The organism is Thermodesulfovibrionales bacterium, from assembly GCA_035686305.1.
In the GTDB taxonomy this organism is placed as follows: domain Bacteria; phylum Nitrospirota; class Thermodesulfovibrionia; order Thermodesulfovibrionales; family UBA9159; genus DASRZP01.
Genome location: DASRZP010000061.1, coordinates 1 through 11614, shown reverse-complemented (window position 1 = coordinate 11614; position 11614 = coordinate 1). Strand labels below are relative to the sequence as shown.

Sequence of the window (11614 nt, the reverse complement as noted above, 5' to 3'; positions counted from 1 at the left end):
AGAATGGACAGCCGGCAGACGTTCCTATGAACTCCTCAGAAAGAACGTAGAGGACTGCATTGCGGCCGGCTGCCTGCCGGCAGGAGAGCTGGATGTGGCGGCCTTCTCAGTCTGGTCCCTCGTTCACGGAATCGTCTCACTTATTATCCGAGGACGCTGCAGCATGTTTCCACAGAAACATCTCGCGGCAATTGCGGGAGGTGCACTGGAGTACTCAATTAGCAAATTGCGCAAAGGTCAGAGGTGATTTTTTTGGCCTAAAGACTAAACGTTGTTCCGTTCCTAGACATAGTTAAGGATGGAGGAGGAGGAATCCACGGAAAAGAGCAAGCTACTCGCGATTTCTGGTTCGATAGGAGACTTGCGCTGACAAGCAAAGAAGATTCTTATGCGACGAAAAGAGCCGCGATATAGAAGGAGACGAAGATGAATGGGAAAATTGTCCTTATCACAGGTGCATCGAGTGGCATCGGGGCTGAGACAGCAAGAAAGTTTGCTTCCGGGGGAGCCCGTGTCCTGCTGCTTGCGAGGAATGCGGACAGATTGAATCAAATCGCAAAGGAGATTAAGGAGGCTGGCGGCGAGGCAGATCCTTTCCCTGTTGATGTTGGGGATTGGAAAGCGGTAAAGGAAACTGCCAACCATATAATGACTGACATAGGCGTACCGGACATTATCATCAATAATGCCGGTGGGGGCAAGTGGAAGTTTATTGAAGAAACAGAGTATCAGGAAGTGTATGACATGATAGCAGCCCCCTATTTGGGTGCATTTTTCATCACCAAGTCTTTCTTGCCGGATTTCCTGAAGAAAGATACCGGACACATCGTGAATGTTACGTCATTCGCAGCGGTAATACCCTTTTCCGGGGCCACGGGTTATATTTCGGCGCGGAAGGCAATGATTGGATTCCATGAGGCGCTAACGGCTGATTTGTATGGGACGCACATCAAAACATCGCTGGTCTATTTCGCCAAGGTGGAAAGCACATTTTGGGATCACAACCCGGGAAGCGAAGAGCGACTGCCGGCGGCACAAAGAATGATTCCGGTAATATCGACGGAGCGGGCAGCACAAACGATCGTTAAGGGGGTACTGAAGGGCAAGAAGAAGATTACGGCGCCCCTGATGATAAGAGTTATTGAGGCATTGACCTATTTCTTCCCGTTTATTACTCGACTGATCATGGACAAAACAGGATATAAACGAAGATAGTTTTTACAACCAACTGACCATCTACGTTCCTCAAGGTTTAGTCAACTCAGTCAAGAACGTCACTCAAATCTTTGTCTCATTTCAGAATGTGAATGTAATAACCCAGACCTATCCCCATCGTTGCATTAACCGGGGGACCCCGTCCGACACCTTGCCTCTCTTCAGCTCCTCCTGGCTTATTCTGCTCTTCCGGCATTCCTGCCTTATTATCTCACCGATATCAAGACCAGCCTGCCGAAGCTCCTTTTCTTCCAATTCTTTGAGTATCTGATGGACAAAATCCCCGTTGCCCAGTATCCGCTCATCCGCCGCCTCCTTAACTCCCTTTCTCCTCATGGACAGCACCTGGGACCATCCCCCCTGACTTCGGATCAATCCGCCCCCGGTCAACTCCGCATTTCTCCCCTTGCCGACGTCTTCTTGTACAAAATTCCTGTATTCGCTTATTGCCTTTCTCTTTGTATTGCCGAATTGAGACAGCACGGTTTCCATATCCATCCAGGGACATTTGGATTTATAGCGGTTTTCAAACAGATGGCCGGTTCTCCTATGACGCCGATTGAAGTACCCCGAATACCACATAAGCAGCTTTCTCATGACGGCTGACATTCCGTCCTTGGCGCTTTTAAACAGAATATGAACATGATTGTTCATGAGGACCCAGGCATAAACCGCACATTTTCCTTTTATGATCGTTTCCCCGAGTCGTTCCAGAAATCGCGCTTTGTCCTGAGCGTCTTCAAATATATTAGACTTATTTATACCTCGCACCATAATATGATGAAGGGCGTCAGGAACATCTAAACGGGCTTGTCGCGGCATGACAACAGGATATCGAAAGATCCCCTTCCGCCTGTCAGAGCAATGCGCTCTGAGAACCAACGTCCCTAAAATACCTTTGAGATGCGAATTTAAAGGTGCTTGTTACGACTGATAGTTGACGCCGACACGCCGAGATGCACTGGGGACGGTTATTCGACCTCCACCTTTGCCAATGGCGATCTATCACTTGGACTTCAACTGATCATGGCATCGGGATGAAGATGCGAGCCTTTTTCAGTAGCTGGTTCTTCCTCTTCCGCGGGAATCCTATGCAACTCGGCGTAGTGTCCCGTCTGATTCCGATCACCTGCCATTGGAATCAGGTCTTTATATTAGCCGTTGTATTTTCTAACTCAGCTGCGATCGAGGACAAGCGCTCTACTTCTTCAGTAACTTTACCTGCCATTTGCTCTATTTCCCGAGATATACTCGATGTCGATTCAATATTCATGGCAACCTCAGATGCTGTAGCAGACTGCTCTTCCACAGCAACTGCTATCTGGTTGATCTGGTCTCTCACCTTCGTAATGGATTCTACTATCATATCGAGCACATTGTTAAGATTCTCTATGTGACCCGTAGCCTTTGTCACCCCTTTGGTTGATTCTGACATTGATACCGCCGTTTGAGAAGTTTCCGACTGTATTGCAGCTATCTCACCGGATATTTCAGCTGTCGCCTTAATGGTCTTTTCAGCCAGCTTTCTTACCTCATCGGCAACAACGGCAAACCCTCTTCCTTGCTCTCCTGCCCTGGCGGCCTCTATCGCCGCATTAAGAGCAAGCAGATTGGTTTGGTCAGCGATTTCCTTGATGACAGTCACTACATTACCGACATCAGATGCTCTCTTGCTAAGCTTCTCTATCATATTGGATAGGTGCATAATAGACGCATTAAGCTCGTTTATTGTTTCCACAGATACGTCGGTTATCTTCTTACCACTTTCGGCAATTTCCATGGCTTCAGTTGAAGTTTCGGCTGATTCTGAAGCATTTCGCGCTATATCGGTAATTGTTCGGGTCATCTCTTCAGCAGCTGTAACAATGGTATGGGCCTGGCCTGCCTGTTTTTGTGAACCGTCCGATGTTGTCCGGGCGTGAATTCTGAGCGTATCCACGGCCGGCATAATTTTTGACGATGCGCTTATAATTGTATGGAGCATTGTTGAAAAGTGCTTTATTACCATATCCACGTTCTGAGACATCTGGGATATTTCATCTTTCCCATCGAGGTATAACGAGGTATCTGTATAGCCTTCTCCGACTCTTCTTACCTTTGCAACGAGATCCTTTAGTGGGGATAATACACGATGCATCAGTACTAAAATGACTATGGTCATTGTGATAATGCCGCACAGTCCAAGTACTGCATAAAGATGCTTCATATGTCTTATTCTGAGAAAAGACTCTTTAAGAGGCACCCTTATGCTGATCGCACCGAGAACAGTACCCTCCTTTACATCGTGGCAAGACAGACAGTTCTTTCCCATGAACTTCTCTTTGGCGATGTAAGGATAAACACCGCGCACTGCCTCTCCATCCAGAACTACCCGTTCGATCCCTCTTTGAATGACCTCTTTGTCAAGATCATCAGCAGGATATTCGTCTGCCGAACCTTTGCCGAATTGCTGGTCAAGCCTCTCAGATCGGATTACCCGCAGATCTATGACAGTGCGCATCTGTTCAAGATACGGTCCTTTTGTTTCCTTAATATTGTTTGCGAGCATCATAGTGGTTAGCGCATTAAGAACTGAATCCCTGTATCCTGAAAGAGTGGATCGTTCGACTTCATTGAGTACAATAGACTCGGTATTCCTAGCGGTGATTAACGTAGTCAGAAGAATTCCTGTTGCGATGAATATCAGTATTGGGGCGGCTATTTTCCACTTTATGGAAATGTTTTTGAGCCTCATCATGTCGTCTGTTTCCTCTTACTATCAAAGTCTTTCAAACAATCTATATGTAATTATCGATCTATTGGAATAAAAACTTTAGCGGTGCTTACGGTTTTCGGCTAGATACAGAGTCATCAAGGTGATGGGCAAGAGTGACGACCGCTTCTGCAGGAAGGTACCCGCAGCGAGATTCAGCAATGAGAAAAAGAAAGGGACCACCAATAGGAAGAACGGAAACAAGTATCTGTCATGGGCCTATGGAGAGGAATCAGAACTGGCGCGGCGGTTTGACCCTGAAGCAAGGTCCTACTATAATCGCAAACTGAGAAAGACAAATGCACCGATCGCACACAGTGCGCTGGCTCATAAGCTAGCGAGAGCAGCGTATTACATGATGTGGGATGGGGTTCCGTTTAAACCTGAAAGAGCACTTGCATGAAGGAGTTGGTGAGGCAGTGACCATGAACACCGACTGGCACTAACCCATGGGTTTGATTGGGACACTGCATCACCCAGCAACATAGCAGAAATTCTTCGAGACCTTAAGCATCAGAACAAACACGGCTAGAGAATGGTCCAAGTGGCAAACTTTCTTTTGATTATTCATAGTCGGAACTGGGACGATCATTAACAAAGCCACATTAAGCCGCAACTCTGTCATCCCGGCTTGTCAGGAATCTTTCTTGTCTTCAGAAGGGTTCGCGGCGCTCTTCGTTTGCGGAAATGACAGGTCTGAGGCATGCTTCTGACTTATGTAGTAATAGAGAGCGCCCTCCTTCTCCCTTTCCAAAAAAACAAAAAACGCAGGCAAAAGTCTGCGTCTCTTATTTTATAATCTATATCTTGTCCTTTACTTCAGCATTTCTTCTTTGAAGTCCCCGACTCCTTATGACCCACCACTCAGGTAGGAACTCCGATTCGGGGAAAGACAACGAACTGCAGAACCAACCAGACAACGAGGATTCCCAGGACCAGCATCCAATCACTCACCGCTCTTCGTCTCCTCTTTCTTCGGCTTCGCCTTCTTCTCTTCCTTCTTTGCCTTCACTTCTTCATAATCGACAAACTCAAGGACCGCCATCGGAGCACCGTCATTCACCCTGTTCCGCGTCTGAACCAGTCTGAGATACCCGCCGTTCCTCCCGGAAAACCTCGGCGCAATGTCATTAAAGAGCTTCGCAACGGCGCTCCTGTTCGGGACATGGGAAAGGGCAACGCGCTTTGAATGGAGGTCGCCTTTCACGCCCAGGGTTATAACGCGCTCTGCCAGTTTCTTGATCTCTCTGGCCTTGGCCAATGTCGTCTCTATCCTCTGATACTCAAACAGCGAAGCCATGAGGCCTCTCAGAAGGGCCTTCCTCTGATTCGCTGTCCTGCCGAATAGCCTGCCTGAAACTCTATGCCTCATTCCTGTCTATACCTCCGCTTCCCAGTATACCATTATTTCAGTGCGTCCATATCAATCCTCATGCCAAGGCGAAGTCCCATGGAATGGAGCACTTCCTTGATCTCGTTCAGAGATTTGCGTCCGAAATTCTTTGTCTTCAGCATCTCGTGTTCCGTTTTCTGAACCAACTCTGAAATCGTCTTTATCTGTGCGTTCTTGAGACAATTCGAGGCGCGGACAGAGAGTTCGAGCTCATCAACACTCTTCTGGAGATTCTCGTTAACACTCGGGTCGTCAGCCCCCGGTACCAATACCATACCGGAGCTCTCGTTCGACTCGAACTCCCCGCCTTCTTCCATTTCCTCGAAGACAAAGAAATCCATGTAGTCGATCATGATGGAGGCAGCCTGAGAGATGGCCCTCTGCGGGGTCAGGCTCCCGTCAGTCCAGATTTCCATAACAAGCCTGTCATAGTCGGTCGCCCGTCCGACTCTTGCCTTCTCGACAATGAAATTAACCTTTCGTATCGGGCTAAACACAGAGTCTATCGCAAGCATATCGACAGGAAGGCCTTCTTCCTTATTCAACTCGGCAGGAACATATCCCTTACCCTTCTTGATCGTGAGTTCCACGTCAAAGGGAGCTCCCTTATCAAGAGTGGCTATAAGCTGGTCAGGATTGAGAATCTCGATCCCCGAGTCAAGATGGAGGTCGCCCCCCTTGACTTCTTTAGGCCCCGTAGCCTTAACGATGGCAGTCCTCTTTCCGTCTCCATAGAGCCTGAATCTCAGTTTCTTTATATTGAGAATAATGTCGAGGGCGTCCTCCTTAATTCCCGTCAGACTCGAAAACTCATGTAAAGCGCCCCGTATCTTGACCGCGGTAACGGCAGCTCCCTCAATGGAAGAAAGCAACACCCTCCTGAGGGCATTCCCAATGGTAATACCAAAACCTCGCTCAAAGGGCTCTGCAACAAGCTTCCCGTAGGTATCAGTAAGCGTCTCTTCATCAAACCGAATCTTATCGGGTAGTTGAAAGCCTTTTTTCTTTAAATCCATTAGGCCTCCTATGCCTTAATTAGTAGCAGTTTTATTTCGAATAGAGCTCAACAATGAGCTGTTCTTTCACCGGAAGCTGGATCTCCTCTCTCGAAGGTATGTGCAAAACCTTTCCCCTAAAGTTGGCAAAATCCATCTCGATCCAGGCCGGAAGGCCGCGGTGCTCAACCTTCTCAAGGCTCTCCTGTATGGCACCGATCACCCTGCTCGATTCCACGACTTCGACAACGTCCTGCGCCTTCACGACGTATGAAGGGATGTTGACCTGTCTGCCGTTCACCAAGAAGTGTCCGTGGCTGATAAGCTGCCGTGCCTGCCTCCTGTTCGCAGAGAAACCCATCCTGTGCACCACATTATCAAGGCGGCATTCGAGCAGTTGCAGGAGGATCTCGCCGGTAACCCCTTTCCGTCTTTCAGATTCGTGGAAATACCGTCTGAACTGTCTTTCGGCAAGGCCGTAAGGCTTTCTCACTTTCTGCTTCTCCATTAACTGCACACCATAATCGGACAGTTTGCCCCGGCTCTGGCCATGCTGTCCCGGCGGATATTTCCGCCGCTCCACGCCGCACTTCTCAGTAAAACACCTGTCACCCTTGAAGAAAAGCTTTTCGCCAGCTCTCCTACACATCCTGCACACCGGTCCGATATATCGTGACACGCTTAAACCCTCCTTCTCTTTGGAGGCCTGCATCCGTTGTGGGGAACGGGCGTTACGTCCTTGATAAGGTTAATATCTAACCCGGCCGCCTGCAATGCCCTTATGGCAGACTCTCTCCCGGCGCCCGGACCCTTAACAAAGACGTCCAACTGCTTCATTCCCATATCAACGGCCTTCTTGGCAGCAGCCTCGGCAGCCATCTGTGCCGCATAGGGCGTGCCCTTCCTCGATCCTTTAAACCCAAGGCTTCCTGCGCTTGACCACGTCACCACTCCTCCGCTCTGATCAGTGATGGTCACAATGGTATTATTGAATGTTGCCTGGATGTGGGCCGCACCAACATTGATATTCTTTTTCTCTTTCCTTGAAGTCTTCTTCCCCTGAGCCATGTATGTTTACGCCTCCTTCTTCTTGCCCATAATGGTCTTTCTCGGTCCCTTGCGCGTGCGGGCATTTGTCTTGGTCCGCTGCCCTCTGACAGGCAAACCCGTGCGGTGTCGAATACCCCGGTAACACCCGATGTCCGTAAGTCTTTTTACGCTCATCGCGACCTCTCGCCTCAGATCGCCTTCGACTTTGAAGTCTCTGTCAATAACATTCCTTATCTTTACGATATCCTCGTCCTTGAGATCTTTAACCCGTATGTTGGGATTAACCCTGGTCTCATCGAGTATTTTTTGAGAGAGGGGCCTCCCGATCCCGAATATTCTTGTCAATCCGATCTCTATCCGTTCATTCTTTGGTAAATCAACACCAGCGATCCTTGCCATCGCCTCCTCCTATCCCTGCCTCTGTTTGTGCCTCGGGTTCTCACAGATAATTCTGATGACTCCCCTTCTCTTCACTATTTTGCACTTGGCACATATTGGTTTTACCGACGATCTGACCTTCATGATTCCGCTCCCTAACCTTCCGTTATTGTGGATTCCTCAATCCTGTGGTCCGTCATGCAACGCTATTTAAACCGGTACGTTATCCTACCCTTTGTGAGGTCATAGGGCGAAAGTTCGACCGTAACCTTGTCCCCCGGTAATATCTTGATAAAATGCATCCTCATCTTCCCCGACACATAGGCGAGGATGACCTTCCCGTTCTCAAGCTCTACCCTGAACATAGCATTTGGAAGGGTCTCCAGAATAGTGCCCTGAACCTCTATATTCTCTTCCTTCGGCATTGAGCTTTATATTATAAAGACTTCAATCGATCTTCGTCAATATTCTTACATCGGTTCCGGTCAGGGCAACAGTATGCTCAAAATGAGCCGAGAGACTACCGTCAGCGGCCACCGCAGTCCAGCCGTCGTCGAGAACCATAATTTCGTAGCCTCCTGCGTTCACCATAGGCTCAATGGCAAGGGTCATACCCGACCGTAATCGGGGTCCCTGTCCTGGAGAGCCATAATTCGGGACTTGCGGTTCTTCATGCAGTGATCTCCCGATCCCGTGCCCCACAAATGCCCTTACAACCGAAAAACCGTGGGCCTCCACGTGCCTCTGGACGGCACAGGAAATATCAGAAACCCTGTTTCCCGGGATTGCCTGTTCGATGCCCAGGTAAAGGGATTCTTCTGTCACTCTGAGGAGCCTTTCGGCATCCCGGCTCACCCTGCCGACAGGTAGTGTAACGGCAGCATCACCATAAAAGCCATTCTGATACACCCCAAGATCGAGACTTATGATGTCACCTTCCTTCAACCTCAAGGATGATGGGATACCGTGAACAACCACATTGTTGACAGAGGTGCATATCCCGGAAGGATAGCCCCTGTATCCCTTGAATGCGAGGATCCCCATTTTCGCCAGGACCATCTTTTCAGCAAACCCTTCGATATCCCTCGTCGTGATGCCCGGCTTGACGATCTCTTGAATTGCTCCAAGGGTTTCAGCAACGATCCTGCAAGCCTGAGCCATCCGATCTATCTCCTGCGGAGATTTTATGATGATCATCTACCTGCTCAGGCGCAAAGCGTTACGTCTTTTTCAAAGAACCCTCAGGCGAGCGCATGCCTGAAGCCTTGGGGAAAATGGTCATCTCCTCCCCTTAATCCTTCCCTTCTTGAGGAATCCCTCGTATGACCTAGTCAGGAGGTGTGACTCAATCTGAGAAACGGTATCCAGGGCGACTCCGACAACAATCAGGAGCGACGTGCCGCCGAAATAAAAAGGCACATTGAATTTTTTTATCAGGAATTCAGGCAATACACAGATAATCGCAAGATATATGGCGCCGACGAAGGTCAATCGCGAAAGCACCTTATAGATATATTCAGATGTCTTTTGGCCCGGCCTTATTCCCGGTATATAACCACCATATTTCTTGAGGTTATCGGCGATATCAACGGGATTGAAAATAATAGCCGTATAAAAATAGCTGAAGAAGAAGATCATGCCGACATAGAGCGCCGTATAAGGCAGCGTGCCCGGAGAGAGCCCTCTTGCGATGCTCTGTACCCAGGGTATGGGGATGAATCCTGCAACGGTTGCAGGAAACATGATGATCGAGGACGCAAATATCGGGGGGATAACACCTGAGGTATTGATCTTTAAGGGAAGATGGGTACTCTGGCCTCCGTAGACCTTCCTGCCGACGACCCTCTTTGCGTATTGAACCGGGATCTTTCTCTGACCGCGTTCGATAAAAACGATGCTCCCGACAACGGCTACCATCATCGCCACGAGAAAGATCACGAAGAAAATGGAGAGTTCATTGGCCTGGATCAGCCTGAAGGTACTGACAATCGCGTTTGGGAACCGCGCCACAATGCCGGCAAAGATAATGAGGGATATTCCGTTCCCGATCCCTCGCTCGGTAATCTGCTCGCCAAGCCACATGATAAAGGCCGTTCCGGCAGTAAGGGTGATCATCGTGAGAAGCCTGAACGACCAGCCCGGATTCTGTATAAACGCGCCCTGAGCCATGCCTTCAAGACCCACGGCAATGCCAAAGGATTGTATGGCGCTGATGACGACCGTTCCATACCTCGTATACTTGATAATCTTTTTTCTTCCCGCTTCCCCTTCTTTTGCCATCTTTCCTATAGCGGGGATTACAACCGTAAGGAGCTGAAGGATGATGGAAGCACTGATATAAGGCATGATGCCGAGGGCAAAGATCGTGACTCTTGAGAGCGCACCTCCGGAAAACATATCGAAGAATCCCATCAGGGCTCCGCCCTTTTCCGTAAGGAATTTGCTGAGCTCCTCACCGTTTATCCCTGGCGTCGGTACGTGGGCACCTACCCTGTATACTGCGAGGAGCGCAAGGGTGAAAAGCACCCTGCTCTTCAACTCTGCAATTTTAAAGATGTTCTGGAAAACGGTGATGATACGCAATCAGATCACCTCTGCCTTACCGCCGGCCTTCGTTATCTTATCGATCGCAGCAGCACTAAAGGCATGAGCCCTGATCGTCACGGCACGGATGATTTCGCCGTCGCCGAGAATTTTGAGACCATCCTTCATATCCTTGACGATCCATCTCTCGTAGAGGAGATCAGGGGTTATGAGATCGATGTCCTCTATCCTTGCAAGGTCTTTCAGGTTGACGACCGCATACTCTCTCGAAAAGGGCTCATTGTTAAAACCGCGTTTCGGCAGACGTCTCTGCATCGGCATCTGACCTCCCTCAAAGCCTGCGCCTTTGCCTCCGCCCGATCTTGCCTTCTGTCCCTTATGTCCCTTACAGGAAGTCTTGCCGTGGCCTGAACCAACACCCCGACCGACCCTCTTACACCTTTTCCTACTGCCCTTTGCCGGCTCTAAATCCTCTATCCTCATGATCGTTTCCCTATTCCTTTGCTTCCTGATTCTCTTGTTCTTCTTCTGACCTCTTCCGTAATTTGGTGACAACGCCAGGATCCTTCAGCCTCGACAAGCCATCGAGCGTGGCCTTAACCGTATTGTATGGATTGTGTCCGCCAAGCGACTTAGCGACAATATCGTGGATCCCCGCCACTTCGAGGATCGCCCTTACGGCGCCGCCCGCTATGAGTCCTGTGCCCTTCAAAGCAGGGTTCATAACCACGGAGCCTGACCCGTACTTGCCTATGATCCTGTGGGGGATTGTTCCGTCCTTGATTGGGAATCTCATGAGGGATTTCTTGGCCTGCTCAACAGCCTTCCTGATTGCCTCAGGGACCTCGGCAGCTTTACCTTTTCCGATACCGACGATACCACCCCCATCGCCCACGACAACAAGGGCGCTAAAGGAGAACCTCCTTCCACCTTTCACAACCTTAGCAACTCTGTTGATGAATACAACCCTGTCTTTCAGAGTCAGTCCGTCCGGGTCAATCCTTCCCACCATACCTCCTTTTGCGCAAATTCACCATGAAGATTTCAAAGCGCAGACTTCACAAGAACAGCCGTCCATGTTGCACTTTGATATTCGCAATCTGCTTTCAAAATTCCAGTCCCTTCTCCCGTGCTGCATCGGCCAAGGCCCTTACTCTTCCGTGATACAGGTAGCCACCCCTGTCAAAGACAACCTTCCTGATCCCCTTATCCACAGCCTTTTTCGCTATCAGCTCTCCGACCTTCTTTGCCAGACCCACATTCCCCTTGTGTCCCTTCTCTGACTTC

At 49.4% G+C, this 11614-nt stretch carries 17 protein-coding genes; 3 read left to right on the top strand and 14 right to left on the bottom strand.

Going from position 1 to position 11614, the window contains the following annotated elements; genetic code table 11:
- Positions 1 to 247: TetR-like C-terminal domain-containing protein (locus tag VFG09_07335; protein HET6514957.1), on the top strand; the 247-nt coding region annotated here is incomplete at its 5' end.
- 179 nt (positions 248 to 426) lie between these two features.
- Positions 427 to 1215 (top strand): SDR family NAD(P)-dependent oxidoreductase, encoded by a 789-nt coding sequence (locus VFG09_07330; protein HET6514956.1) that lies wholly within the window; start codon positions 427 to 429, stop codon positions 1213 to 1215.
- 108 nt (positions 1216 to 1323) lie between these two features.
- Here VFG09_07330 and VFG09_07325 read toward each other — a convergent pair whose 3' ends face one another.
- A complete protein-coding gene (locus VFG09_07325) occupies positions 1324 to 1707 on the bottom strand; it encodes a hypothetical protein (protein HET6514955.1) in 384 nt (127 codons plus the stop codon).
- Between the two features lie 649 nt (positions 1708 to 2356).
- Entirely contained in the window at positions 2357 to 3952 is a 1596-nt protein-coding gene (locus VFG09_07320; protein HET6514954.1) for a HAMP domain-containing methyl-accepting chemotaxis protein, read from the bottom strand.
- 121 nt (positions 3953 to 4073) lie between these two features.
- On the opposite strand from VFG09_07320, the gene VFG09_07315 reads away from it, so the two are divergent.
- The gene (locus tag VFG09_07315; protein HET6514953.1) at positions 4074 to 4370 is read left to right on the top strand and encodes a hypothetical protein; all 297 of its coding nucleotides are present in this window, start codon (positions 4074 to 4076) and stop codon (positions 4368 to 4370) included.
- A 543-nt stretch (positions 4371 to 4913) separates the two neighbouring features.
- Here VFG09_07315 and rplQ read toward each other — a convergent pair.
- From rplQ to VFG09_07255, 12 genes are all read right to left on the bottom strand, one after another.
- Positions 4914 to 5339 carry a 50S ribosomal protein L17 gene (gene rplQ / locus VFG09_07310; protein ID HET6514952.1) on the bottom strand — a complete coding sequence of 142 codons (426 nt, stop codon included), beginning with the start codon at positions 5337 to 5339 and terminating at the stop codon, positions 4914 to 4916.
- A gap of 32 nt (positions 5340 to 5371) precedes the next feature.
- Positions 5372 to 6376: a DNA-directed RNA polymerase subunit alpha gene (locus VFG09_07305; GenBank protein HET6514951.1), complete on the bottom strand. Its 1005-nt coding sequence runs from the start codon at positions 6374 to 6376 to the stop codon at positions 5372 to 5374.
- 31 nt (positions 6377 to 6407) lie between these two features.
- Entirely contained in the window at positions 6408 to 7034 is a 627-nt protein-coding gene (gene rpsD / locus VFG09_07300) for a 30S ribosomal protein S4 (protein ID HET6514950.1), read from the bottom strand.
- A 2-nt stretch (positions 7035 to 7036) separates the two neighbouring features.
- Complete coding sequence (gene rpsK, locus VFG09_07295) at positions 7037 to 7423, bottom strand: 30S ribosomal protein S11 (GenBank protein HET6514949.1); 387 nt, start codon at positions 7421 to 7423, stop codon at positions 7037 to 7039.
- Between the two features lie 6 nt (positions 7424 to 7429).
- Positions 7430 to 7804, bottom strand: a complete 375-nt coding sequence (gene rpsM, locus VFG09_07290; protein HET6514948.1) for a 30S ribosomal protein S13 — start codon at positions 7802 to 7804, stop codon at positions 7430 to 7432.
- A 9-nt stretch (positions 7805 to 7813) separates the two neighbouring features.
- Positions 7814 to 7927 carry a 50S ribosomal protein L36 gene (gene rpmJ / locus VFG09_07285; protein HET6514947.1) on the bottom strand — a complete coding sequence of 38 codons (114 nt, stop codon included), beginning with the start codon at positions 7925 to 7927 and terminating at the stop codon, positions 7814 to 7816.
- A gap of 62 nt (positions 7928 to 7989) precedes the next feature.
- The gene (infA, locus tag VFG09_07280) at positions 7990 to 8208 is read right to left on the bottom strand and encodes a translation initiation factor IF-1 (GenBank protein ID HET6514946.1); all 219 of its coding nucleotides are present in this window, start codon (positions 8206 to 8208) and stop codon (positions 7990 to 7992) included.
- A 22-nt stretch (positions 8209 to 8230) separates the two neighbouring features.
- On the bottom strand, positions 8231 to 8980 hold the full coding sequence (gene map / locus VFG09_07275; protein ID HET6514945.1) for a type I methionyl aminopeptidase: 750 nt from the start codon (positions 8978 to 8980) through the stop codon (positions 8231 to 8233).
- Positions 8981 to 9061: 81 nt separating this feature from the next.
- Positions 9062 to 10366 carry a preprotein translocase subunit SecY gene (gene secY / locus VFG09_07270; GenBank protein HET6514944.1) on the bottom strand — a complete coding sequence of 435 codons (1305 nt, stop codon included), beginning with the start codon at positions 10364 to 10366 and terminating at the stop codon, positions 9062 to 9064.
- Positions 10367 to 10810: a 50S ribosomal protein L15 gene (rplO, locus tag VFG09_07265; protein HET6514943.1), complete on the bottom strand. Its 444-nt coding sequence runs from the start codon at positions 10808 to 10810 to the stop codon at positions 10367 to 10369. It abuts the gene before it with no gap.
- Positions 10811 to 10820: 10 nt separating this feature from the next.
- Complete coding sequence (rpsE, locus tag VFG09_07260; GenBank protein HET6514942.1) at positions 10821 to 11336, bottom strand: 30S ribosomal protein S5; 516 nt, start codon at positions 11334 to 11336, stop codon at positions 10821 to 10823.
- Between the two features lie 97 nt (positions 11337 to 11433).
- The coding region (locus VFG09_07255; protein HET6514941.1) for a 50S ribosomal protein L18 at positions 11434 to 11614 on the bottom strand (181 nt) is incomplete at its 5' end.

Excerpts from the sequence above, each read along its gene's own strand:
- rplQ (HET6514952.1), bottom strand. The coding sequence starts at position 5,339 with ATGAGGCATAGAGTTTCAGGCAGGCTATTCGGCAGGACAGCGAATCAG.
- VFG09_07305 (HET6514951.1), bottom strand. The coding sequence starts at position 6,376 with ATGGATTTAAAGAAAAAAGGCTTTCAACTACCCGATAAGATTCGGTTT.
- rpsM (HET6514948.1), bottom strand. The coding sequence starts at position 7,804 with ATGGCAAGGATCGCTGGTGTTGATTTACCAAAGAATGAACGGATAGAG.
- rpsK (HET6514949.1), bottom strand. The coding sequence starts at position 7,423 with ATGGCTCAGGGGAAGAAGACTTCAAGGAAAGAGAAAAAGAATATCAAT.
- infA (HET6514946.1), bottom strand. The coding sequence starts at position 8,208 with ATGCCGAAGGAAGAGAATATAGAGGTTCAGGGCACTATTCTGGAGACC.
- VFG09_07325 (HET6514955.1), bottom strand. The coding sequence starts at position 1,707 with ATGGAAACCGTGCTGTCTCAATTCGGCAATACAAAGAGAAAGGCAATA.
- rplO (HET6514943.1), bottom strand. The coding sequence starts at position 10,810 with ATGAGGATAGAGGATTTAGAGCCGGCAAAGGGCAGTAGGAAAAGGTGT.
- rpmJ (HET6514947.1), bottom strand. The coding sequence starts at position 7,927 with ATGAAGGTCAGATCGTCGGTAAAACCAATATGTGCCAAGTGCAAAATA.
- VFG09_07315 (HET6514953.1), top strand. The coding sequence starts at position 4,074 with ATGGGCAAGAGTGACGACCGCTTCTGCAGGAAGGTACCCGCAGCGAGA.
- VFG09_07330 (HET6514956.1), top strand. The coding sequence starts at position 427 with ATGAATGGGAAAATTGTCCTTATCACAGGTGCATCGAGTGGCATCGGG.
- VFG09_07320 (HET6514954.1), bottom strand. The coding sequence starts at position 3,952 with ATGATGAGGCTCAAAAACATTTCCATAAAGTGGAAAATAGCCGCCCCA.
- map (HET6514945.1), bottom strand. The coding sequence starts at position 8,980 with ATGATCATCATAAAATCTCCGCAGGAGATAGATCGGATGGCTCAGGCT.